This is a genomic window from Lentzea sp. NPDC036949 (assembly GCF_055608075.1).
In genome coordinates, this window is record NZ_JBVJRA010000023.1 from 1 (window position 1) to 22,156 (window position 22,156).

At 69.9% G+C, this 22,156-nt stretch carries 24 protein-coding genes and 1 rRNA gene; 10 read left to right on the forward strand and 15 right to left on the reverse strand.

What is annotated here, in order from left to right:
- The 4 genes from ACZ7CD_RS37240 to ACZ7CD_RS37255 all read right to left on the reverse strand — a co-directional run.
- Positions 1-275, reverse strand: a 16S ribosomal RNA gene (locus ACZ7CD_RS37240); the annotation flags it as partial.
- 389 nt (positions 276-664) lie between these two features.
- Positions 665-1,792: a sensor histidine kinase gene (locus ACZ7CD_RS37245; protein WP_470380724.1), complete on the reverse strand. Its 1,128-nt coding sequence runs from the start codon at positions 1,790-1,792 to the stop codon at positions 665-667.
- A gap of 3 nt (positions 1,793-1,795) precedes the next feature.
- Positions 1,796-2,479: a response regulator transcription factor gene (locus ACZ7CD_RS37250; protein WP_065913330.1), complete on the reverse strand. Its 684-nt coding sequence runs from the start codon at positions 2,477-2,479 to the stop codon at positions 1,796-1,798.
- Between the two features lie 46 nt (positions 2,480-2,525).
- Positions 2,526-2,969 (reverse strand): MarR family winged helix-turn-helix transcriptional regulator, encoded by a 444-nt coding sequence (locus tag ACZ7CD_RS37255; protein ID WP_360398280.1) that lies wholly within the window; start codon positions 2,967-2,969, stop codon positions 2,526-2,528.
- 69 nt (positions 2,970-3,038) lie between these two features.
- Between ACZ7CD_RS37255 and ACZ7CD_RS37260 the strand changes: the two genes are divergently transcribed.
- Positions 3,039-3,992 carry a cytochrome P450 family protein gene (locus ACZ7CD_RS37260; RefSeq protein ID WP_470380757.1) on the forward strand — a complete coding sequence of 318 codons (954 nt, stop codon included), beginning with the start codon at positions 3,039-3,041 and terminating at the stop codon, positions 3,990-3,992.
- On the opposite strand, the gene ACZ7CD_RS37265 is transcribed toward ACZ7CD_RS37260, so the two are convergent.
- From ACZ7CD_RS37265 to ACZ7CD_RS37280, 4 genes are all read right to left on the reverse strand, one after another.
- A complete protein-coding gene (locus ACZ7CD_RS37265; protein ID WP_470380725.1) occupies positions 3,979-4,620 on the reverse strand; it encodes an SPFH domain-containing protein in 642 nt (213 codons plus the stop codon). The two genes, ACZ7CD_RS37260 and ACZ7CD_RS37265, sit on opposite strands and share 14 nt — an antisense overlap.
- Before the next feature lie 219 nt (positions 4,621-4,839).
- Complete coding sequence (dxs, locus tag ACZ7CD_RS37270) at positions 4,840-6,753, reverse strand: 1-deoxy-D-xylulose-5-phosphate synthase (protein WP_470380726.1); 1,914 nt, start codon at positions 6,751-6,753, stop codon at positions 4,840-4,842.
- A 61-nt stretch (positions 6,754-6,814) separates the two neighbouring features.
- Positions 6,815-7,972 carry a class I SAM-dependent RNA methyltransferase gene (locus ACZ7CD_RS37275; protein ID WP_458433671.1) on the reverse strand — a complete coding sequence of 386 codons (1,158 nt, stop codon included), beginning with the start codon at positions 7,970-7,972 and terminating at the stop codon, positions 6,815-6,817.
- Positions 7,973-8,001: 29 nt separating this feature from the next.
- Entirely contained in the window at positions 8,002-9,987 is a 1,986-nt protein-coding gene (locus ACZ7CD_RS37280) for an APC family permease (protein WP_360398290.1), read from the reverse strand.
- Positions 9,988-10,069: 82 nt separating this feature from the next.
- On the opposite strand from ACZ7CD_RS37280, the gene ACZ7CD_RS37285 reads away from it, so the two are divergent.
- Both ACZ7CD_RS37285 and ACZ7CD_RS37290 read left to right on the forward strand, forming a co-directional pair.
- On the forward strand, positions 10,070-10,732 hold the full coding sequence (locus ACZ7CD_RS37285) for a potassium channel family protein (protein WP_360398292.1): 663 nt from the start codon (positions 10,070-10,072) through the stop codon (positions 10,730-10,732).
- Positions 10,732-11,388 carry a potassium channel family protein gene (locus ACZ7CD_RS37290; protein ID WP_053738527.1) on the forward strand — a complete coding sequence of 219 codons (657 nt, stop codon included), beginning with the start codon at positions 10,732-10,734 and terminating at the stop codon, positions 11,386-11,388. The genes ACZ7CD_RS37285 and ACZ7CD_RS37290 overlap by 1 nt, the downstream gene beginning before the upstream one ends.
- A 93-nt stretch (positions 11,389-11,481) precedes the next feature.
- Here the strand turns inward: ACZ7CD_RS37290 and ACZ7CD_RS37295 are convergent, their stop codons facing one another.
- Positions 11,482-11,616: a hypothetical protein gene (locus ACZ7CD_RS37295; protein ID WP_360398294.1), complete on the reverse strand. Its 135-nt coding sequence runs from the start codon at positions 11,614-11,616 to the stop codon at positions 11,482-11,484.
- An 80-nt stretch (positions 11,617-11,696) separates the two neighbouring features.
- Here ACZ7CD_RS37295 and ACZ7CD_RS37300 point away from each other — a divergent pair, with 80 nt between their 5' ends.
- Positions 11,697-13,010, forward strand: coding sequence for a LuxR C-terminal-related transcriptional regulator (locus ACZ7CD_RS37300; RefSeq protein ID WP_470380727.1), 1,314 nt, complete (start codon positions 11,697-11,699; stop codon positions 13,008-13,010).
- 91 nt (positions 13,011-13,101) lie between these two features.
- Here the strand turns inward: ACZ7CD_RS37300 and ACZ7CD_RS37305 are convergent, their stop codons facing one another.
- Positions 13,102-13,872 (reverse strand): DUF3159 domain-containing protein, encoded by a 771-nt coding sequence (locus ACZ7CD_RS37305; protein WP_360398298.1) that lies wholly within the window; start codon positions 13,870-13,872, stop codon positions 13,102-13,104.
- Positions 13,869-14,234, reverse strand: a complete 366-nt coding sequence (locus ACZ7CD_RS37310; protein WP_065913341.1) for an OB-fold nucleic acid binding domain-containing protein — start codon at positions 14,232-14,234, stop codon at positions 13,869-13,871. The genes ACZ7CD_RS37305 and ACZ7CD_RS37310 overlap by 4 nt, the downstream gene beginning before the upstream one ends.
- A 219-nt stretch (positions 14,235-14,453) precedes the next feature.
- On the opposite strand from ACZ7CD_RS37310, the gene ACZ7CD_RS37315 reads away from it, so the two are divergent.
- Positions 14,454-14,981 carry an alpha/beta fold hydrolase gene (locus tag ACZ7CD_RS37315; RefSeq protein ID WP_470380728.1) on the forward strand — a complete coding sequence of 176 codons (528 nt, stop codon included), beginning with the start codon at positions 14,454-14,456 and terminating at the stop codon, positions 14,979-14,981.
- On the opposite strand, the gene ACZ7CD_RS37320 is transcribed toward ACZ7CD_RS37315, so the two are convergent.
- Together ACZ7CD_RS37320 and dut are read right to left on the reverse strand one after the other, a co-directional pair.
- Positions 14,978-15,595, reverse strand: a complete 618-nt coding sequence (locus ACZ7CD_RS37320; protein ID WP_360398302.1) for a DUF3710 domain-containing protein — start codon at positions 15,593-15,595, stop codon at positions 14,978-14,980. The two genes, ACZ7CD_RS37315 and ACZ7CD_RS37320, sit on opposite strands and share 4 nt — an antisense overlap.
- Positions 15,596-15,598: 3 nt before the next feature.
- Positions 15,599-16,081 (reverse strand): dUTP diphosphatase, encoded by a 483-nt coding sequence (gene dut / locus ACZ7CD_RS37325; protein WP_360398304.1) that lies wholly within the window; start codon positions 16,079-16,081, stop codon positions 15,599-15,601.
- Positions 16,082-16,105: 24 nt separating this feature from the next.
- Here dut and ACZ7CD_RS37330 point away from each other — a divergent pair, with 24 nt between their 5' ends.
- The gene (locus ACZ7CD_RS37330) at positions 16,106-16,567 is read left to right on the forward strand and encodes a DUF3093 domain-containing protein (protein WP_470380729.1); all 462 of its coding nucleotides are present in this window, start codon (positions 16,106-16,108) and stop codon (positions 16,565-16,567) included.
- Between the two features lie 104 nt (positions 16,568-16,671).
- On the opposite strand, the gene ACZ7CD_RS37335 is transcribed toward ACZ7CD_RS37330, so the two are convergent.
- Complete coding sequence (locus ACZ7CD_RS37335) at positions 16,672-16,971, reverse strand: DUF4193 domain-containing protein (protein WP_086667480.1); 300 nt, start codon at positions 16,969-16,971, stop codon at positions 16,672-16,674.
- Positions 16,972-17,412: 441 nt separating this feature from the next.
- Here ACZ7CD_RS37335 and cei point away from each other — a divergent pair, with 441 nt between their 5' ends.
- Positions 17,413-18,108, forward strand: a complete 696-nt coding sequence (gene cei / locus ACZ7CD_RS37340; protein ID WP_360398308.1) for an envelope integrity protein Cei — start codon at positions 17,413-17,415, stop codon at positions 18,106-18,108.
- Between the two features lie 133 nt (positions 18,109-18,241).
- Here the strand turns inward: cei and ACZ7CD_RS37345 are convergent, their stop codons facing one another.
- Entirely contained in the window at positions 18,242-19,036 is a 795-nt protein-coding gene (locus ACZ7CD_RS37345; RefSeq protein WP_360398310.1) for an inositol monophosphatase family protein, read from the reverse strand.
- A 100-nt stretch (positions 19,037-19,136) separates the two neighbouring features.
- Between ACZ7CD_RS37345 and ppgK the strand changes: the two genes are divergently transcribed.
- From ppgK to ACZ7CD_RS37360, 3 genes are all read left to right on the forward strand, one after another.
- Positions 19,137-19,898 carry a polyphosphate--glucose phosphotransferase gene (gene ppgK, locus ACZ7CD_RS37350; protein ID WP_360398312.1) on the forward strand — a complete coding sequence of 254 codons (762 nt, stop codon included), beginning with the start codon at positions 19,137-19,139 and terminating at the stop codon, positions 19,896-19,898.
- Positions 19,899-20,125: 227 nt separating this feature from the next.
- Positions 20,126-21,463, forward strand: coding sequence for an RNA polymerase sigma factor (locus ACZ7CD_RS37355; protein WP_360398314.1), 1,338 nt, complete (start codon positions 20,126-20,128; stop codon positions 21,461-21,463).
- Between the two features lie 474 nt (positions 21,464-21,937).
- Positions 21,938-22,117, forward strand: a complete 180-nt coding sequence (locus ACZ7CD_RS37360; protein ID WP_231642793.1) for a DUF7455 domain-containing protein — start codon at positions 21,938-21,940, stop codon at positions 22,115-22,117.
- The last annotated feature ends 39 nt before the right edge of the window (positions 22,118-22,156 follow it).

The window sequence follows — 22,156 nt, forward strand, 5'->3', positions numbered from 1 at the left end:
GTCGTCGCCTTGGTAGGCCATTACCCCACCAACAAGCTGATAGGCCGCGGGTCCATCCCATACCGCCGGAACTTTCCACCAAGAATCATGCGATTTTTGGTCGTATCCGGTATTAGACCTCGTTTCCAAGGCTTATCCCAGAGTACAGGGCAGGTTACCCACGTGTTACTCACCCGTTCGCCGCTCGTGTACCCCGAAGGGCCTTACCGCTCGACTTGCATGTGTTAAGCACGCCGCCAGCGTTCGTCCTGAGCCAGGATCAAACTCTCCAATAAGGATTGTGTTGATCGCTCCAGACGGAATATGTCTGGCAATCTGGTCTAGCTACTCAAAGGAATACTCCTGACGAGGAGTATTCATATTACTGGCTGTGTTATCGGCACGCTGTTGAGTTCTCAAAGAACACGCGCTCACCGCAGCTCATCTCCGAGGAGAGTCACTTCCGGGGCTGTGTCAGGCTTAGAAGTCTTTCGCCACGCTCCGTTCCGGTGTTTCCCGGCCCGTTCCGCGCTGGCAGAGAGAAATTTACACGGCGGCCTCCCAACATCCAAATCGGGGGTCCACCACTACGTCTGCGCAGGTCAGGCCCCGCACGGACGGCCTAAACACCCCAAGATCGACGCACAGTGTGACCGGGGCCACGTCGAAGATCTTGCATCCAGCCTCACTGAGGTGCGCTGGGCAGGTGCACGGTCACCGACAGACCACCCGCCGGCACGGCCACTGCCTGCACAAACCCGCCGTGCGCGGCCACGGCGGCGCGCACGATCGACAGTCCGAGGCCAGTGCCGGACTGGCTGGTCCGGTCCTTGACCCCGCGGCGGAACGGCTCGAACAGCTCCTCGACGCGGTCCGGGGCGATGAGCTGACCTGACGACGACACCCGCAGCACCGACCACTGCGGGCCGGTCTCGACTGTTGTCTCGATCCAGCCGTTGACGTGGTTGTGCCGGACGGCGTTCTCCAGCAGGTTGCCCGCGATGCGCTCCAGCAGTGCCGGGTCGCCGACGGCGAGTGCGGGCGCACAGCGGAAGACGGTGCGCAGATGGCGTGCCTCGGCCTCCGCGCGCACGGCCCTCCACGCCGACTCGACCAACGCCGACAGGTCGACGGGTTCGCGGACCGCGAGTCCGATGCCGTCCGTGCGCGCGAGCAACAGCAGCGCGGACACCAGTTGTTCGGCCCGCTCCCCCGCCGCGCGCACGACGCCGGCCATGCGCCGCAGCTCTTCGACGTCGGCGTCCGGGTCGGACAGGGTCACGTCCAGCTCGGTGCGCACCACGGACAGGGGGGTGCGCAGTTCGTGCGACGCGTTCGCGACGAACCGGCGCTGGGAGTCGAAGGCGGCTTCGAGGCGGTCGAGCATCGCGTCGAAGGTGTCCGCGAGCTCCGCGACCTCGTCGCGCGGCCCCTCCAGACGCAACCGCGAGCCGAGCGACTCGGCGGACAGGCGTTGTGCGGCTCCGGTGACGTCGTGCAGGGGCTTGAGCACCCGGCCGGTGAACGTCCACGCCAGCACGGCCGCGGCCAGCACCATGCACGCGAACGCCACCAGCCCCGCCCGCACGAGGTCCTGGCGAGCTGCGGTGGTCAACGCCTCCGTCAACACCGTCACGTCGACGTTGACGCCGTCAACGTTGACTTGACTGCCTGCGGGGAACGACGGTGACGAGTCGAAGACGCGGCCGACCAGCACCCACCCGAGCGCGAGCAGCACAGCACTCACCACCGCGACCAGCGCGGTGGTGAGGAGCGTGATCCGGAGCCTCAGCCCCGGCCCGCGCCGTCGCACGTGTCAGACCTCTGCAGACCCGATCGAGGCACTGGGCACCCGGTAACCGGAACCCACCACGGTGTCGATGATGCCCGGCTCGCCCAGCTTCTTGCGCAACGTCATCACGGTGACGCGCACGGTCGTGGTGAACGGGTCGGCGTTCTCGTCCCAGACGCGTTCGAGCAGCTCCTCGCTGCTGACGACGGAGCCCTTGGCGGCGAGGAGGACCTCGAGCACGCCGAACTCCTTGCGGGTCAGCTCGATCGGCGTCCCGCCGCGGGACACGGTCCGCCGTGCGGGGTCGAGCTCGACGTCCTGCGCCGAGAGCACGGGCGGCGTCGCCGGCGTCGCGCGGCGGGCCAGTGCGCGCACGCGTGCGACGAGCTCGGGGAACGCGAAGGGCTTGGCGAGGTAGTCGTCGGCGCCCAGCGAGAGCCCGGACACGCGGTCCTCGATCGACCCGCTGGCGGTCAGCATCATGACCCTGGTCAGCGCGCCAGAGCTGAGGATCTCCTTGCACAGCTCGTCACCGGACATGCCGGGCAGGTCCCGGTCGAGGACGACGACGTCGTACCTGGTGACCGTCGACTTCTCGTGCCCGGTCTCGCCGTCGTAGGCGACGTCCACGGCCATGCCCTCGCGCCTCAGGCCGCGAGCGATCGCGTCGGCCAGCGGCACCTCGTCCTCGACTACCAATATCCGCACGCCACAAAGGTGCCACAAACACCTGAGAAGGCGCTTAACGGCACCTTCACAGGCCCTGTCGGATCTGCTCCTCCGTGCGGGCGGCCGCGGTCCGCAGGAACCGCAGCACCGCGGCCAGCTCGGTCTCGTCGAACGAGCCGAGGTCGGCCAGGTGCCGTTCGTTCAGCGAGTCGTAGAGCCCGCCGACCCGGCGCACCGCGTCGTCGTCGGGTTCGATGACGACCTTGCGCCGGTCGTGCGGGTCCGGCACTCGGCGCACGTACCCGGCCCGGACGAGCCGCTCGATCATCCGCGAGGCGGAGCCGCTGGTCAGGTTGACCCGCTTGGCGAGCTCGCCCGGAGTGGCCGGGCCGTCGTTGGCCAGCACGAACAGCGCCTGGAGGTCTGTCCAGTTCATGCCGAGGCGCTCGGCGAGCATCCCGTTGAACTGGATCACCGGGATCTGCCACCTGGCCACGGCACGCAGGACCTCGTCCAGCAGCTGCGTCATGGTCGCGAGCATACGAGCGCCGCACAATCACTGCGCAACGCAGCTACTGTGCGATACAGTCACTGCGTGATGCAGCAAATCTGGTACGACCACCCCGTCTGGATCGTCACCGAACCCGGCCTGGCGAAGGAGGTGCTCAACGACAGCCGGTTCGCCAAGGACACCGCGCTCGCGCCGAAGCACTGGGACGCCGCGACAGCGGGCCTCGAACCGACAGCCGGACAACAGCTCGCGATCACCACGCTCGACGGTGAGCCGCACGCGGAGCTGCGCAAGGCCTTCGCGCCGCTGTTCAACGCCGCGAAGCTGCGCGCGTTCTACCCCCGTGTGCGATATATCGCGGAGCAGCTGCTCGGTGAGCTGCCCGACGAGGTCGACCTCGTCGAGGACTTCACGCCGCGGTACCCGCTGGCGGTGCTGTGCGAGCTGCTCGGCATCCCCGCGCACCACGTCGAGACGGCGATGACGTCGTGCCGCCTGATGCTGGTCGACTACCCGGCGCACGTCCCCGCCGTCATGGCCGGTTTCGCACGGCTGTCGGCGGAGGCGACCGCGGAGCTCCGCATGCCGCCCGGCACGACCGAGCAGGACCTGCACTACCAGGTGTTCACGATCCTGTTCGCCGGGCAGATCACCACCGACCTCGCGGCCGGCTCGCTCGTCGCCCGCCTGCTCACTACCGACGAGCCGCCGGACGTGCTGGTGCGGGAGTCGTTGCGGGAGCACCCACCGGCGCCGTACACGCTGTGGCGCTTCACCACGGCCGAGGTGGACCTCGGCGGCACGAGGGTGCCCGCGGGCTCGCCCGTGCTGGTCGACCTGACCCGCGTCCCGGACCTGGTGTTCGGGCACGGCCCGCACTACTGCATCGGCGCGCAGCTGGCCCAGCTGGAGCTGCGCGCCCTCGCGGAGACGTTCCGGACCGCCTACCCGAACGCGCGGCTGACCGCCGTCCCCACCCGCACCGAACCGGTCGGGATCATGGGCGGCCGGCTGCGCTCGTTGCCGGTCAGGCTCGCCTAGGCCGGTCCACGACGACGGTCGACGCCGCCTGCAACGCCCGCAGCTCCAGCAGCGCCGGGTGCTCCTCGGCCAGCCGGGCGGCGTTCAGCAACGACCGCAGCGCCGCGGTCTCCCCGCGCGCCCGTTCCAGCGCGGCCCGTCCCTCCGCGGCCGCGACCAGCTCGGCCAGCGCCGCACGGCGCAGCTCACCGGGCATCACGACGTCGCGCACGGCCACCTCGGCAACGGAGATGCCCAGCTCTTCGGCACGTGCGGCGACACCGGCGGCGACCTCGGCCGCGATGGCCTCGCGCTCGGGGTCCACCGCCGAATGTGCGCGCGTGAGCACCGAACCGCGCAACGCCAGCTGCACGGCCGTGTACAGCTCAGCTTCGGGAGACGCTGACTCGACGATGAACCTCGTCGGCGACGACACCGCCCACCGCACCACGACGGTCACGCGCACCAGCACACCGTCGGAGGTGGGCACGTCCTGCGCCGCCGGGGTCATCGTGCACGGGCGGACGTCGACGCGGTGCAGCGCGGCCCGCCACGGCAGGCGGTGCCGGCCGGGACCGACCTCGCCCACCAGCACACCGCGATCGAACCGGACACCCCGCTCCCACGGGTACAGCGTGTGCTTCACCATCTCTCCCCCCTCGGTCCGGGTACACCACGACCCCGGCCGGCGGGACGGCGGGCGGGCGTCCACAAGGGACGCGCAGGGCCCGACGTCCCCGTGTGCGACCGGGGTCGTGGTTCCAGGATTCGAACCTGGTGCTTTTAAGGCACCCAGTGCCCGCTTCGATCGTGGAACCCGGGCGAGGAAGACCTGCCGGGCCACCGGGGAGCGGGCGCGAGGAGGAGGCTAGCCGACCTGCTTGTCCGCCCGCGCGTCGATTTCCACCGGCAGGCACTCCAGGCGGGCCGCCCACTCGGTGACGCGGCGCGCCACGTCCTGCGCGGTGATGCCGCACAGCGACAGCACCTCGCCGCGCGAGCCGTGGTCGTGGAACTGCTGCGGCAGGGCGATGTCGCGCAACGGCACCTCGACGTCGGCGTCGCGCAGCGCGGCTGCGAACGCCGAACCGAAGCCGCCGTGGCGGCCGCCGTCCTCGACTGTCACGACGAGCTTGTGCGCCGCGGCCAGCTCCACGAGGTCACCCGACATCGGGTAGATCCACCTCGGGTCGACGACCGTCACGCCGATGCCCTGGTCCTCAAGCCGTTGCGCGGCTTCCAGCCCCAGCTCGCCCAGCGCGCCGACCGTGACCAGCAGCACGTCGTTGCCGGAGCGGCGGAGCACGTCGACCGAGCCCACGCGTTCCACCGCGGGCAGGTCCTTGCCCACGGACGCCTTCGGGTAGCGGATGACGGTGGGCGCGTCGGAGATGTCCACGGCCTCGCGCAGCTCCTCGACCAGCGAGGCGGCGTCGCGCGGCGCCGCCACGTGGACGCCGGGGATCACGCCGAGGATCGACATGTCCCACATGCCGTGGTGCGACGCGCCGTCCGGGCCGGTGACGCCCGCGCGGTCGAGCACGACCGTGACGCCCTGCCGGTGCAGCGCGACGTCCATGAGCAGCTGGTCGAACGCCCGGTTGAGGAACGTGGCGTAGACGGCGACGACCGGGTGCAGGCCGCCGATGGCGAGGCCGGCGGCGGAGGTCAGCGCGTGCTGCTCGGCGATGCCGACGTCGAAGAAGCGCTCCGGGAACGCCTTGGCGAACGGGTCGAGGCCGGTGGGCCCCTGCATCGCGGCGGTGATCGCCACGACGTCGGAGCGCTCGCGGCCGACGTCGACGAGCGCGTCGGAGAACACGTGCGTCCAGGTCCGGCCGGCCGGCTTCACGTCCTCGCCGGTGATCGGGTCGATGATCCCGGTGGCGTGCATCTGGTCGGCCTCGTGGTTCTCGGCCGGCGCGAAGCCCATGCCCTTGCGGGTGACCGCGTGCACGATCACCGGGCCGCCGAACGACTTCGCGCGCTGCAACGCGGACTCGAGCGTCGCCTGGTCGTGGCCGTCGACCGGGCCGATGTACTTGAGGCCGAGGTCCTCGAACATCGCCTGCGGCGCCAGCGCGTCCTTGATGCCGCGCTTGGCGGCGTGCAGGGCGGCGTAGAGCGGCTTGCCGAAGAACGGCGTCTGCTGCAGGGCGCTCTTGCCCTTCTCCAGCACGCGCTCGTAGCCGGGGCGCAGCCGCAGCGACGACAGGTGGTCGGCGAGACCACCGATCGTCGGCGAGTACGAGCGGCCGTTGTCGTTGACCACGATCACGACCGGGCGCGTCTTGTCCGCCGCGATGTTGTTCAGCGCCTCCCAGCACATGCCGCCGGTCAGCGCGCCGTCGCCGACGACGGCGACCACGTGACCGCCGCTGCCGTTGATCTGCTTCGCCTTGGCCAGGCCGTCCGCGTAGGACAGCGCCGTCGAGGCGTGCGAGCTCTCCTGCACGTCGTGCTCGGACTCCGACCGCGACGGGTAGCCCGACATGCCGCCCTGCTGGCGCAGCCGGTCGAAACCGTCGCGCCGGCCGGTGACGATCTTGTGGACGTACGACTGGTGCCCGGTGTCGAACACGATCGGGTCCTGCGGCGAGTCGAACACCCGGTGCAGTGCCACGGTCAGCTCGACGACACCCAGGTTCGGGCCGAGGTGCCCGCCCGTCTTGGACACCTTGTCGACCAGGAAACGCCGGATCTCCTCGCACAGCTGCGTCAGCTGCGCCTCGTCCATCCGTTTCAGATCAGCCGGTCCGTGCACGGACTCCAGCAGGGTCACCACGCCACCTCACTCCTGAAGACTTCGGCTCAGTCTACGGAGACGCGACTGAGACGCATGGTCAGCGCGTCTCAGGTACGAGCAGGGCGATGCACTCCACGTGGTGGGTCATCGGGAACGCGTCGAAGGCCCGCAGCTGGTCGAGCCGGTACCCCTGAACTGTGAATTCGGCCAGGTCACGTGCCAGTGCGGCGGGGTCGCAGGCCACGTAGACCACCCGCTGCGGACGGCGCCGTGCGACTTCAGCCACAACGACCTTGCCCGCCCCCTTGCGCGGTGGGTCGAGGACCACGACCTGCGGGTCCTCCACCGGCAGCGGACGGGTCACCAGGCGTTCGACCTTGCCCACGACCCACTCGACCTGGGGCATGCGCCGCAGGTTGCGCCTGCCGTCCTCGACCGCGCCCGGGAAGGACTCCACGACCAGCACGGACCCGGTGTCGCCGACCTGGCGGCCGAGCACCGACGCGAACAGCCCGGCGCCGCCGTAGAGGTCCCACGCGCGCTGGCCGGGCTCGGCCGCGGCCCACTGCCCCACGACGGTCGCGAACGTGTCCGCCGCCGCCGGGTGGACCTGCCAGAAGCCGTCGGCGGAAATTCGCCACTTTCGGCTGGCGGCCGTCTCGACGGCCGTACCGGTTCCGGCGCGTCGCACGGTGTGTCGGCCACGCACCTCACCCACATGGCGGTTGCCGTCACCGTCTTGGACGATCGTCAGCTCCTGCGCCCGCCACCTGCGGTCGGTCACGGCCTCGACCATGCCCGGCCGGCTGATCACACAGTGGTCGACCGGGATCACATCGTGGGAACGGGTGCCGCGGAAACCGGGTCGCCCGTCACCGTCGACGGCCATCCGGATGCGGGTCCGCCACTCCAGCGGCCCGCCCGGCAGCGCCTCCACGACCACGTCCCGCTCGATCTTGCCGAGACGGCTCAGCTGCTCGCGGACGACCTGCGCCTTCAGCTCCCGTTGCGCGTCCCACGCCACGTGCTGGAAGTCGCAGCCGCCGCACAGCCCCGGCCCGCTGAACGGACACGGGGCCTCGACGCGGTCCGGTGACGCCTGGAGGACCTCCACGGCGTCCGCACGGCAGAACGACCCGCCGTTGTCCTCGTACACGGAGGCGACAACGCGCTCACCGGGCAATGCGTGGCGCACGAACAGAACACGGCCCTCGTGCCGTGCGACGAAGTGCCCGCCGTGCGCGACGGGCCCCACCTCTACCTCGAAACGTCGTCCTACCCAGCTCACCGGTCGTCAAGTCCCCTCCGGACAGCGCCGGGCGCGATGACGTCCTTGTCGCGGACCTTGGCCGCCGACGTGAGCTGCCAGGGCACGCTCGTCACCATCACTCCCGGCTGGAAAAGCAGCCTTCCCTTGAGCCGCAACGCGCTCTGGTTGTGCAGCAGCTGCTCCCACCAGTGGCCGACCACGTACTCGGGGATGAACACCGTAACGACATCGCGCGGGTTGTCCGACCTGACCCGCTTCACGTAGTCGAGGACGGGCTTGGTGATCTCGCGGTACGGCGACTCGATGACCTTCAGCGGGACCTTGAAGTTCTCCCGCTCCCAGTCCGCGACGAGCTTGCGGGTGTCGCCGTCGTCGACGTTGACCGTGACGGCCTCCAGCACGTCCGGGCGGGTGGCCTTCGCGTAGGACAGCGCGCGCAGCGTCGGCATGTGCAGTTTGGACACCAGGACCATCGCGTGGTTGCGGGCCGGCAGCGTGCGGACCCGCTCCTGCTGGCGCAGCTCCTCGGCGACGGTGTCGTAGTGCTTGCGGATCGCGGTCATCAACGCGTAGATGGCCGCCATCGCCGCGATGGCGATCCACGCGCCCTTCGTGAACTTCGTGATGAGCACGATGATCAGCACGGTCGCGGTCAGCGCCAGGCCGAAGGTGTTGATCATCTGGGAGCGGCGCATCCTGGTGCGTGCCTGGGCGTCGGTCTCGGTCCTGAGCAGCCGCTGCCAGTGCTTGATCATGCCGAGCTGGCTGAGCGTGAACGACACGAACACGCCCACGATGTAGAGCTGGATCAGCCGGGTGACCTCGGCGTCGAACGCGATCACCAGCACGACCGCGAAGCCGGCGAGGAACAGGATGCCGTTGGAGAACGCCAGCCGGTCGCCGCGGGTGTGCAGCTGGCGGGGCAGGTAGCGGTCCTGGGCGAGGATCGAGCCGAGCACCGGGAAGCCGTTGAACGCGGTGTTCGCGGCGAGCACCAGGATGAGCGCGGTGACGCCGGCGATGAAGTAGAAGCCGGGCGGGAAGCTGTCGAACACGGCGTGCGCGATCTGCGCCACCATCGTCTTCTGCTCGTAGCCCTCAGGGGCGTTGGTGATCTGCTGCGCGGGCGACTCGGCCATCCGCACGTCGGTGAGCTGGGCGAGGATGATCAGGCCCATCAGCATGACGACCGAGATGCCGCCCATCAGCAACAACGTCGTCGCGGCGTTGCGCGACTTCGGCTTGCGGAACGCGGGCACGCCGTTGCTGATCGCCTCGACACCGGTCAAAGCGGCGCAACCGGACGAAAAAGCCCGCAGCACCAGGAACACGAACGCCAGTCCCATCAGGTGGTCCGACTCGGCGTGGATCTCCAGGCCCGAGCTCTCCGCACGCATCTCGTCGCCCAGGACGAAGCCGCGGAACAGCCCGTAGCCGATCAGGCCGAACACGCCGATCATGAACGCGTAGACGGGGACGGCGAACGCGCTGCCGGACTCGCGGATGCCGCGCAGGTTCACCGCCGTCAGCAGCACGATGGCCGCGACCGCGAACTCGGCCTTGTGCGTGGCGACGAACGGGATCGCCGAGCCGATGTTCGCCATCGCCGCCGAGATCGACACCGCGACGGTGAGGATGTAGTCGACGAGCAGGGCGCTCGCCACCGTCAGCCCCGCCCTGCGGCCCAGGTTGACCGTCGCGACCTCGTAGTCACCGCCACCCGACGGGTAGGCGTGCACGTTCTGCCGGTAGCTGGCGACCACGGTCAGCATCACGACCACGACCGCCACCCCCACCCACGGTGCCATCGCATAGGCGCTCAAGCCCGCCACCGACAGCATCAGGAAGATCTCCTCCGGCGCGTACGCGACCGACGACATGGCGTCGGAGGCGAAGACCGGCAAGGCGATGCGCTTGGGCAGCAGGGTGTGAGCGAGGCGATCGCTGCGGAACGGCCGTCCGACCAGGAGGCGTTTGGCAGCGGTGGCGAGCTTGGACACGGCCAGAGCGTAAGGGGTCCGCTCACCGGGACGGGCTAATGCTCGGTAGGTTCTGCGCAGAGTTCGCCTGAGGAGGCATTCGGTGCACGTGGTGATCATGGGTTGCGGGCGGGTGGGGGCGTCCCTGGCCAAGGCCCTGGAACGGCTGGACCACCAGGTCGCCGTGATCGACAAGGACGCGCAGTCGTTCCGCAGGCTGGGCGGGGACTTCCACGGCCAGCAGGTCGTCGGGAACGGGTTCGACCGCAACGTGCTGATCGAGGCGGGTGTCGAGCGCGCCGGCGCGTTCGCGGCGGTCTCCAGCGGCGACAACTCGAACATCATCTCGGCGCGGGTGGCGCGGGAGACGTTCGGCGTGGAGCACGTCGTCGCGCGCATCTACGACCACAAGCGGGCCGCGGTGTACGAGCGGCTGGGCATCCCGACGGTGGCGACGGTGCCGTGGAGCACCGACCGGTTCCTGCGCATGCTGCTGCCCGAGGGCGCAGCGACGGCGTGGCGCGACCCGTCCGGCACGGTGGCGGTGCTGCCGGTCGAGGTCGACGAGCGGTGGGTCGGCCGGCCGGTGTTCGAACTGGAGGCCGCGGTGGGGGCGCGGGTGGCGTTCCTCATGCGGTTCGGCACGGGCGTGCTGCCCGACGCGAAGACCACGGTGCAGGCGGACGACACCATCTACGTGGCGGCGCTGTCCGGCACGGTCACCGACGTCGCGGCCGCGGCGCTGCAGGCACCGGAGGAGAGCTGATGCGGATCGCGATCGCTGGTGCGGGTGCGGTGGGGCGGTCCATCGCGCAGGAGCTCGTCCAGGACGGGCACCAGGTCATGCTGATCGAACGGGACCGGGCGCACTTCGACCCGAACTCGGTGGAGCAGGCCGAGTGGGTGCAGGCCGACGCGTGCGAGCTGTCGTCCCTGGAGGACGCCGGCATGCAGCTGTGCGACGTGGTGATCGCCGCGACCGGTGACGACAAGGTCAACCTGGTGGTGTCGCTGCTCGCGAAGACCGAGTTCGCGGTGCGGCGCGTGGTGGCGCGGGTAAACGACCCGACGAACGAATGGCTCTTCACCGAGTCGTGGGGGGTCGACGTCGCCGTGTCGACGCCGCGGTTGCTCGCCGCGATGGTCGAGGAGTCGGTGACGATCGGCGACGTGGTGCGGCTGCTGACGCTGCGCCAGGGCCAGGCGAACCTGGTGGAGATCACGCTCGACGAGTCGACGCCGTTCGCCGGGCGCGCGGTGTCGGAGCTGACCCTGCCGCGTGACGCCGCGCTGGTGACGATCCTGCGGGGCGGGCGGGTCATCGTGCCGCAGCCGGACGACACCCTCGAAGGCGGCGACGAGCTGCTGTTCGTCACGACCGCCGCGGTCGAGCAGGACATCAAGTCCGCGCTCGGCTACTGATATACCGCATATCGGATACTGCATATCGGATATGGGCTCGGAGCTAGAGCTCATATCCGATATATAGCGTGCTGATGTACTGGATATCGGACATCAGGGTGCGTTCCAGTGCTGGTCGTCGCCGCCATGGCAGTCCCATAGCTGCACCGCGATGCCGTTAAACCGGTTGGGACCGGCGATCTCGACCGCTGCGCTGTGGCTGGTCGTTCCCGGCTTCAGGAGTGTCATGCGGCCCCGACGTCGGCATCGGACCGCATGACGCACCGATCGAGCGGTATCTGCGGAGCGCATCCGCGCACTTACCAGCTGTGAGCGATCAGTTGCCCCTGGTCGGGCGCGACGAAGCGCGGCGGGTCGAGGTCGCCCGCACGCGGGCGTCCGAGCTGTTCTTCGGTCTGGGAGACGAGGAAGCCGCTGTCGCCGTGCTGGACGAGCTGACAGCGGCGGCACTGCCCGCGGAGCTGGAACGCGCGGTCCTGCACACCGCGGCGGAGTTCGCGGTGGAGGCCGCACCAGTACCGGTGCTCCGGCTGGTCGGCGCGCTGCTGCTCGCCGAGGACGAACGGGCCGGCCGGCGGGTGCTCGCGGTCGCCGACCGGCTCAGCGGCCACCACGCCGACGCCATCGCGCGGGTCGAAGCCGATGACGAGGTCTGCACGGCGAGCCTTCTGCTCTCCGGTGACCTGGCGCCGGCCGAGGAACGTGCCACGCGGACGTTGGCTGAAGAAGGGCACCGCCCGGCATCCCAGGTGTCGTCGCGGGTGTTGTTGAGCCAGAGCGCGCGCATGCGCGGACAAGCGGCGGCGGCTGTGCGGATCAGCGCCGAAGGCCTTCCCGAGCCGAACGCACCGCTGACGCTGTGGGACGTCGTGCTGCTGGCCGAGTTCGCCACCGGAGCCGCACTGCGGGGGCAGACCGATCGCGCGCAACGCGCGCTGGCCGGTGCCGAGGCCGGGTTGCGACCGGCCTGGCGCGTGGCACGGTTCGCCGTCGGTGGCGCACGGTCGTGGGTGCTCGCGAGTGCGGGACGGGTCGATGAGGCCGTGCAGGCAGCATTGGACAACGCCGCCGCCGCATGGGCCCACGGCGCACATTCCGAGGAGATCGTGTCGCTGCACGACGCAGCACGGTTCGGTGCCGACACCTCACCGCGTCTGCTGGAACTGGCGAAGTCGCGCAAAGACCCGCTCACAACCGCATACGCCACCCACGCGCAGGCGCGCGCGTTGCGTGACCCGGCGGGGCTGGAGGAGGTGGCGGCGGCGTTCCTGGCGTGCGGTGCCACGTTGTTCGCCGCCGAGTCGATCGCCGAGGCCGGCCGCCTGTCCCGCCTGCACGACCGGCCCCGCGACGCGGACCGGTTGGAACGGCAGGCCGCCGCGCTCGCCGAGTCGTTCGACGGCGCGACCACACCGGGCCTGGCGGTCACGAGCACGCTCGTCGCCCTCACCCACCGCCAGCGGGAGATCGCGCGCCTGGCCGTGGCGGGGCTGACGAACACCGAGATCGCCGACCGCCTGGCCATCGCCAAGCGCACCGTCGACAACCACCTGCACACCACGTACGCGGCAGTCGGCGTCACCGGGCGGTGCGGGCTGCGCGCGCTCTTCGGCCAGTGCTAGCGAGCGGCCGGTACCGCGACGAGCCCCGTGTGGAACGGGACAGGGCCGGGCTTCCTCGCGGAGGCCCGGCCCTGTCCGTGTCGAAAGTGCGTCAGTCGCGGGACTTCTCGCGCGACTCCTGCTCGACGGTGCGCTTCAGCTCGTCCATGTCCGGGGTGAGCAGGTCGTCGGCCGTGCGGGCGAGGACCTCGTCGGTCTCCGCGGCGAGCTCGGCCTCCGCCTCCCGCTCGGCTGCTTCCTCCGCGGCCTTGAGGCGCTTGTCGGCGCGGCGGACGGCCCACACGGTGGCGACGAGGGCGATGGCCATCAGCGGGTAGCCCATGCCGAGGCGGGCGACGGCCAGCCAGCCGACCTGGTCCTCCTCGTAGAGCCAGCGCTGCACGACGAAGCGGGCGAAGAAGACGAGCGCCCACACGAAGGTGGCGATGTCGTAGTCGCGCAGCGAGGCCTTGTCGGAGCGCCAGGAGCGGTCCCTGCCGTTGAGGAAAGCCCAGATCACGCCGGCCAGCGGCCAGCGCACGAGGATCGACAGCAGGAACGCGCCGCCGTAGACGACGCTCTGCCAGATGCCGAACAGGAAGAAGCCCTTGGCCTCACCTGTCTTGTAGGCGATGAACGCGGCGATGCCGACGCCGAAGACGGCGGAGATGGCGGGCTGGATCGTGCCCTTGCGGACGGCGAGGACCACGCCGATCACGACGGCCGCCGCCAGGGCGCTGATGATCGCGGCCATGAGGTTCTTGGCGGCGAAGTTGACGATCACGAAGACGACGACGGGCAGCGAGGAGTAGAGCATTCCGCTCACTCCGCCCATCTGCTCGAGGACGGTGGGCTGCTTTTCTTCGGTCTTGGCTGAGGTCATGAAGCGATCTGCAACTCGTAATAGGGGTTGTAGAGCACCTTGCGCCCGTCGCGCACGGCGATGCGGCCACGGGCCTTGATCGTCCGACCAGGCTCGATGCCCGCGATGCGACGGCGGCCGAGCCAGACGAGGGTGACGCCCTCGGTGCCGTCGTAGAGCTCGGCTTCCAGGGTGGCGGCCGCGTCGCGGGGGCAGAGTTCCACGCTGCGGAGCCGGCCCAGGACGGTGACCTCCTCACCGGACTTGCAGTCGCAGGCCTTCACCGCGCCGACGGCCTCCGCTTTCCGCGACAGGTCGTCCGCGTCGAGCTCGGCGACGTCGCTGGTCAAGCGACGCACCAAGCGGTGCCAATAGCCGCCCATCCCCGACTCCTGCAGTGCCTTGGTGGCCCAGTGGTGTGGACCGTCTGACAGTGAGGGTACGCACGAGGGCGGACAATCTCGGCCGTGCCTGTCGAGACTGTCCTCCTGCTGCCCGGTACCGCCTCCGACGCCGTGTTTGTCCGTTCCGTCTTCACGGACCCGTTGTCGCAGGTCGGAGCAGTGATTGACGCTCCGCACGTCCGCACACTCAGTGAACGGTTGACGGCACTGGAACACGCCGCCGCAGAGCACCCGATCGTGGTGGGGGGCGTCTCGCTCGGCGCCCACGTCGCCGCGTCGTGGGCGGTCCGCAACCCGGACCGGTGCGCGGGGCTCGTGCTCGCGCTGCCCGCGTGGAACGGCAGCCCGGACGGCGCACCGGCCGCACTCGCGGCGAGGGCGAGCGCGCAAGTCGTTGCGGCACATGGGATCGACGCGGCGCTCGCCGGCACGTCCGGCTGGCTGCACGACGAGCTGCGGCGCGCCTGGCACGGCTACGGCGAGCTGCTCGTGCCGCACCTCGCCGAGGCGGCCGAGTCGGTCGCGCCGACCCTGGCGGAGCTGAGGTCCCTCGACGTGCCCGCGGGGATCGTCGGCTGCGTCGACGACCCGGTGCACCCGGTCGAGGTCGCACGGGCGTGGGCGGACGCACTGCCGCGCGCCGAGCTGGTGGAGACGACGCTGGACGCCTACCCGCACGCGCTGGGGCGTGCGGTGCAGGCGTGGCGTCGGGCGCAGGGGCGTTAGCCCTGCTGCTGCTGGATCTGCCGGGCGATCGCCTCCGGCAGCTCGACGGGCAGCGGGGTGCGGGGCGGCATCGGCTGCTCACCGCGCACGACCACGGTGCCGCGGATCATCTCGCGCAACGCCGCGGCGTTGTGCTCGAAGTGCTCCTCGGGACCGGCGGCGACACCGCGCAGCATCCAGCGCGGGCCGTCGATGCCGACGAAGAGGATCTGCACGCCCTGGTTGCGCGCGGTGATCTCCTCGCCCCACTCGCCGTTCTCCCGGTTGATGCGAGCGCCGTCCTCCTTGAGGCCCGCGATCAGCTCGGCGCCGACCTCCTTCCAGAGGCCACCGGACTTCGGCGCGGCGAACGCGCTCACCGTCAGCTGACCGACGGGCGTGAGGATGTGCACCGCGCGCACGGATGCGCTCTGCTGGTCCATCTCGACCTGCAGCTGGGCCTCGTCCGGCATGGGCAGCAGCACCGAACCCAGGTCGAGCCGCTGCACGTCGTCCTTCGGTGCGACGGTCGAGTCCCACGGGCCTTCCACGTCGTCGAAGACCTCGTCGTTCTCCAGGCCGGTGTCAACGCCCCCCGCGGAGTGACGACCGCGCTTGCGGCGCCTTCCGAACATCCCTTACCCCTCGGTCTCTGTGGTTGCCGTGCCGGCGAGCACCACGTGCCCGCCGGTCGAGCCGTAGCCCCCCGCACCGCGCTCCGTCTCCGGCAGCGCCGTGACCTCCCGGAACACCGCGTGCTCGACGCGTTGCACGACGAGCTGGGCGATCCGGTCGCCGCGCGAGAGGGCGATCGGCTCACGCAGATCATGGTTCACGAGGCAAACGCGGATCTCACCGCGGTAGCCCGAGTCGATCGTCCCCGGCGTGTTCACCACGCTCAACCCGACCCGCGCGGCCAGGCCGGAGCGGGGGTGCACGAAGCCCGCGAACCCGTCGGGGAGCGCGATCGCGACACCGGTGCCGACCACCGCGCGCTCGCCTGGTGGAATGACCACGTCCGACGTGGTGACCAGGTCGGCGCCCGCGTCGCCGGGACGGGCGTAGGCGGGCACGGGAACCCCCGGATCGAGCCGGGTCAGCAACACCTCGACGCTGGACACGGCGGCCGAGATTACCCTGACGACGTGAGTGAGACTGCCGTGACCGCCACTACGACCTTCCGCGAGCGCCTGTACGTGACGTGGTGGATCTGGCCGCTGCCGCTGCTGGCCGCCGCGCTGCTGGCCGCCGAGGTGCACATGGGGTTCCCCGGGGTGCGCTCCTGGCTGCCGTACGCGGTCCTGCTGCCGCTGACCGTCCTGCTGATCGTCCGGATGGGGTCGACGAAGGTCGAGGTGTCCGGCGGTGAGCTGCGCGTGGGCGAGGCGCACATCCCGCTGGAGCTGCTGGGCGAGGTGGAGGTCATCGCGCCGGAGGCCCGGCGCGCCGCCATGGGTCGTGAGCTCGACCCGGCGGCGTTCGTGCTGCACCGCGGCTGGGTCAAGCCGATGGTGCGCGTGCGGGTGACCGACCTGGAGGACCCGACGCCCTACTGGCTGGTCAGCACCCGCCACCCCGAGCGGCTCGCCGCCGCGCTGAAGGCCTGAGGTTTCCCCGAAAGGCTGAAGTTCGACGGTGCCGTCGAGGTCGGTCAAACACAACTGGGCGCCACCCGTGCGGGTGAGCGCCCAGTGCTGTTGAGGCCTGCGGATCAGGCGCAGTCGCGGCAGATGTACACGCCGCCGTTGTCCTCGGCGAGCCTGCTGCGGTGGTGCACCAGGAAGCACTTGGAGCACGTGAACTCGTCGGCCTGCTTGGGCAGGACCTTGAACGTGAGCTCCTCGCCGGACAGGTCGGCTCCGGGGAGCTCGAAGTTCTCCGCGCTCGCGTCCTCGTCGACGTCGACGACGCCGGACTGCGTCTCGTTCCGCCGGGCCTTCAACTCCTCGAGGGAGTCCTCAGCGAGTTCGTCCGCCTCGCTGCGACGCGGCGCGTCGTAGTCGGTCGCCATCTTCTTCACCCCTGCGGTCTACGGAGACTGTTCGTGTCGCTGGTTAACGCTCCAGCGCCCTCTTTTGTGCCCCACGTCAAGGTGACGTAGGTCTCTCGCACTCCGTGGCAAGCCAACCCCCTTGACGTGACCGTCGGCTTGATCGACATGTGTGCGGAGCGCGCAGAGGGTAGCTCACTGCCCGAATGACCCGACATCGGGTTACCCCTTACCGACCGGACGGGTGACACAACCTTTCTACGCTGGACCGATACCCTGTGCGGGAGCACCTTCGGCTCGGCGTGCAACCTCGCTCCGGGCAGGTACCGTCCTGACTGAGAGCGACCGGGCCGGTGCGGTGGGTCACGTGCGCCGCGGCGCACGCCGGCCGGGCAGGGCCTAGGCTGATCAGAGGGTTGGAACACGGGGAGGGCTTCGGACGTGGGACCCGCATCGGGAAGCTTGACGCCGTACAAGCGGCGCCGGCCGGTACCCGCGCTCATCCTGTTCACGGTACTGCTGGTCAGCTCCGTCTTCGTGTGGGTGGAGGTGCTCGGCAGCGCCAGTGACGTGGACGCGGCCATCAGGTGCAACCCGCCCGGCGGCACGACCACGAACGTGACGAGCGTGGTCGACCCGGCGGCGGCACCGGTCGCGCCGCCGCCCGCCCTGGGCACGGTGCTGGAGCACGACGCGCTGGACCGCACGAACCCGGTTCCGGTGGGTGACGTGAACTTCCGCGTGGTGAACGCCTCGACGCAGCGCAACCACGCGAAGGCCGTGGCGGTGATGCTCACCGAGCTCGGCATGAAGCAGGCGGCCGAACCCGGCAACGACCCGGTCTACCCCGCGGGGGACATGAACTGCCGCGGCCAGCTCCGCTTCGGTGCGCCCGGCGCCCAGGCGGCGCGGACGTTGTCGCTCGTCGAACCGTGCCTGGAGCTGGTGCGCGACGACCGCCAGGACGCGACCGTCGACGTGTCGGTGGGCAAGAAGTTCGACGAGGTCAAGCCGAACAGCGCCGCCCGCAAGGTCCTCGACCAGCTCAAGGAGTGGGCGGACCAGCAGCCGGAGCAGCAGGGCGGTCAGGTCGCCGAGCCGAACCCGCCGACGCTGAACGCCGACAACGTGGCCGCGGCCCGTGAAGTGACCTGCTGACCTCTCGTCCCGCTCCACCCGGCCGTGAGCCAGACGGCTCCAGCTGAGTCCAGGTTGACTGGACAGCGATCAGTCATCAGTTGACCGGATCAACCCACATGTTGATCCGGTCAACGTGCACGAGCCGCGTCAATCAGACCTTGCCGAAGCCCGACTCCACCAACGCCGTGTACATGGCGTCGGCGACACCGGGCGCGGCGGCGAACGTGGCGTCCTCCCCCAGCTCCGGCGACGTCCCCGGCAGCCGCACCACCGCACCCGCCTCGGCGGCGACCAGCGCGCCCGCCGCCCAGTCCCAGCGGCCCAGGCCGTGCTCGGCGTAGGCGTCGAGGCGACCGGCGGCCACCGAGCACAGGTCGAGCGAGGCGGCACCGGCACGGCGCATGTCCCGCACGCGGGTCGACATCGCTGCCCAGGTGTCGGCCTGGCGCTGACGGCGTTCGGCGCGGTATTCGAAGCCGTAGCCCAGCAGCGACAGCGACAGGTCCGTGGCCGCCGATACGCGCACCGGTTCGCCGTCGAGGAACGCGCCGTGCCCGCGCGCCGCCGTCCACATCCGGCCGGTCGCCGGCTCGAAGACCGCGCCGGCGACCGACTCGCCGTCGAGCTGCGCCGCGATCGACACCGAGTACCAGGGGATGCCGTAGAGGTAGTTGACGGTGCCGTCGATCGGGTCGACGACCCAGGTCAGGCCGGAGCCGACGGACCCGCCCTCCTCCTCGCCCAGCACCGGCTCACCGGGCCGGGCCTCGGACAGACGCGTCCGAACGAGTTGTTCCGAGGCGCGGTCGGCTTCCGTCACCACGTCGGTGGAGGTGCTCTTCGTGTCGAACGACACCACCGCGGACGCGCGCATGCGCTGGACGAGAGCACCTGCTTCCCGTCCGATGGCTGCGGCGATGTCGACGAGTGGCCGGGGATCAAGCACGACCGGTTCCCTCCTGCGTCACTAGCACGGGACTATCGGACAACGTCAGGCTAATGTCTGCGCACCACGGTTACTGAATCGAGTAGGAAGGACCACGGGGATGGGCATCACCCGCGGGTTCGGTGTGGACATCGGCGGCTCCGGCATCAAGGGCGGGCTGGTCGATCTCGAAACCGGCTCACTGGACGGCGAACGGATGCGGATCCCCACGCCCCAGCCCTCGACTCCCGACGCGGTGGCGGACGTCGTCGCCGAGATCGTCGAGAAGTTCCAGTGGGACGGACCGGTCGGCGTGACGCTGCCGTGCGTCGTCAAGCACGGCGTCGCGCACAGCGCCGCGAACGTGGACAAGGGCTGGATCGGCTGCGACGCGGCGTCGTTGTTCGCCGAACGCCTGGGCCGCAAGCCCGAGGACATCGTCGTGATGAACGACGCGGACGCCGCCGGCATCGCGGAGATGTCGTACGGCGCGGGTGTGGACAGGCTCGGGACCGTGGTGCTGCTGACGTTCGGCACGGGCATCGGCAGCGCGGTGTTCCTGGACGGCAAGCTCGTCCCGAACACCGAGTTCGGCCACCTCCAGGTCGACGGGCACGACGCGGAGAAGCGCGCGGCGGCGTCGGTCAAGGAGGAGAAGGAGCTGTCCTGGGAGGAGTGGACGCCCAGGGTCAGCCGGTACGTCAACGTGCTGGAGGACCTCATCTGGCCGGACCTCGTCATCGCGGGCGGCGGCGTGAGCAAGAAGGCGCACAAGTGGCTGCCGTTGCTCAAGGTGCGCACGGAGGTCGTCGCGGCCGCGCTGAAGAACGACGCGGGCATCGTCGGTGTCGCGTGGGCCGCGGCGCACGGCGCCCGGCCGTAGCGGGTAACCGACACCGAAACGTGTCCGTTCCTCTCGACTGGATCTAGCTGCGAGAACGCAGGTGGGAGCGCCTCGAACAGCCTCGGGGCGCAACACCGCGTCACGGACGTCGTTACAATGGAACGCACACCCGCCAGTCAAGATCGGCGGGGAGATCCCCTGAACTCTGGCGACCGAGGTTTCGCGCCCTCTGGTCAGCCTTGAACGACCGTCGCGAAAGGGCGTACGTGGCAGCCGCAGAAACCGCAACCCGACGCTCCAGCTCCGCCGCGAGCGCCGCCAAGACCACCAAGTCGACCGCGGCCGGCGAGGCCGAGGAGACGACGAAGCGCAAGACGACCGCTGCGGCAGCCAAGAAGCCCGCAGCCAAGGCCGCCGGCGCCAAGACCACCCGCGCTCCGCGCAAGGCAGGGGCCAAGGACGCCGCCGCCAAGGGCGGGCCGAAGAAGGCCGGCGAGGGCGACGAGCCGGAGGACGTGGAAGGCGCTCCCGGCGAAGGCGACCTGGAGGACGTCGAGCTGGTCGACGAGCCGATCGCCGACGAGCCGGAAGAGGCCGAGGACCCCAAGAGCGAGGGCGACTTCGTCTGGGACGAGGAGGAGTCCGAGGCCCTGCGCCAGGCGCGCAAGGACGCGGAGCTCACCGCCTCGGCCGACTCGGTCCGCGCCTACCTCAAGCAGATCGGCAAGGTCGCCCTCCTCAACGCCGAGGAGGAGGTCGAGCTGGCCAAGCGCATCGAGGCCGGTCTCTACGCCGCCGAACGCGTGCGCCGCTCCGAGGAGGAGGCCGAGAAGCTCACGCCGCAGCTGCGCCGCGACCTGCGCTGGATCGTCCGCGACGGCGAGCGCGCCAAGAACCACCTGCTCGAGGCGAACCTCCGCCTCGTCGTGTCGCTGGCCAAGCGCTACACCGGCCGCGGCATGGCGTTCCTGGACCTGATCCAGGAGGGCAACCTGGGCCTGATCCGCGCGGTCGAGAAGTTCGACTACACCAAGGGCTACAAGTTCTCCACGTACGCCACGTGGTGGATCCGCCAGGCGATCACCCGCGCGATGGCCGACCAGGCCCGCACCATCCGCATCCCGGTGCACATGGTCGAGGTCATCAACAAGCTGGGTCGCATCCAGCGCGAGCTGCTGCAGGACCTGGGCCGCGAGCCCACTCCCGAAGAGCTCGCCAAGGAAATGGACATCACGCCGGAGAAGGTGCTGGAGATCCAGCAGTACGCGCGTGAGCCCATCTCGCTGGACCAGACGATCGGTGACGAGGGCGACAGCCAGCTCGGTGACTTCATCGAGGACTCGGAAGCCGTCGTCGCCGTGGACGCCGTCTCGTTCACGTTGCTGCAGGACCAGCTGCAGTCCGTGCTCGCGACGCTGTCCGAGCGCGAGGCGGGCGTCGTCCGGCTGCGCTTCGGCCTCACCGACGGCCAGCCGCGCACGCTCGACGAGATCGGCCAGGTTTACGGCGTCACGCGGGAACGCATCCGGCAGATCGAGTCGAAGACGATGTCGAAGCTGCGGCACCCGTCGCGGTCGCAGGTCCTGCGCGACTACCTCGACTAGGACAGCGTCTTACAAAGACATACGCACGACGGCCCCGCACCGGTTCGGTGCGGGGCCGTCGTGCTTTCAAGTCAGGTGCTTGCGAGGGCGTTTTGATCACGGTTCCGCGTCCGAATCGTGGGACGTTCGTGACCTGTTCGCTGCGGGCGGACAAGAGCAACCAATATCACACTCCCGGTTGCACGCAACCGACCGAACGGCCCTGAAGGGCTGCTCCACCAGCACGTTTTCGGTTGCTGTGGGTACCTGTCAAGCCGGTGAACCGGTGGCAAACCCAGGTGTGAGCCTGCGTCAAGCGGGTAAATCCCGGAGTGACGCGAGTCGCCACGCACACGGGAACACTGACTATCGCCAAAACGTCTGTCAGAGTGGAGCCAGCGAGCACGCGCACCAAGCCAGGGGCGCTGTGGTCGCAGCTTGGTAAGAGGGCACCGGAACACAACGTTTCGTTGCTGGGACGGAGGGAGATTCATCATGACTGCAGCACTCACCCGCCCCGAGTTGACCGCTGCCGACCGCTGCGACCGCTGCGGGGCTGCTGCCCAGGTTCGCGCCTTGCTCCCGTCCGGGGGCGAGCTGCTGTTCTGCGGGCACCACGCTCGCGCGCACAGTGAGAAGTTGCGCGAACTCGCTGCTGAGATTCAGCAGGGCTGACTTCCACCCCACCTAGCCGCTCGGGCCGGAGATCCACTG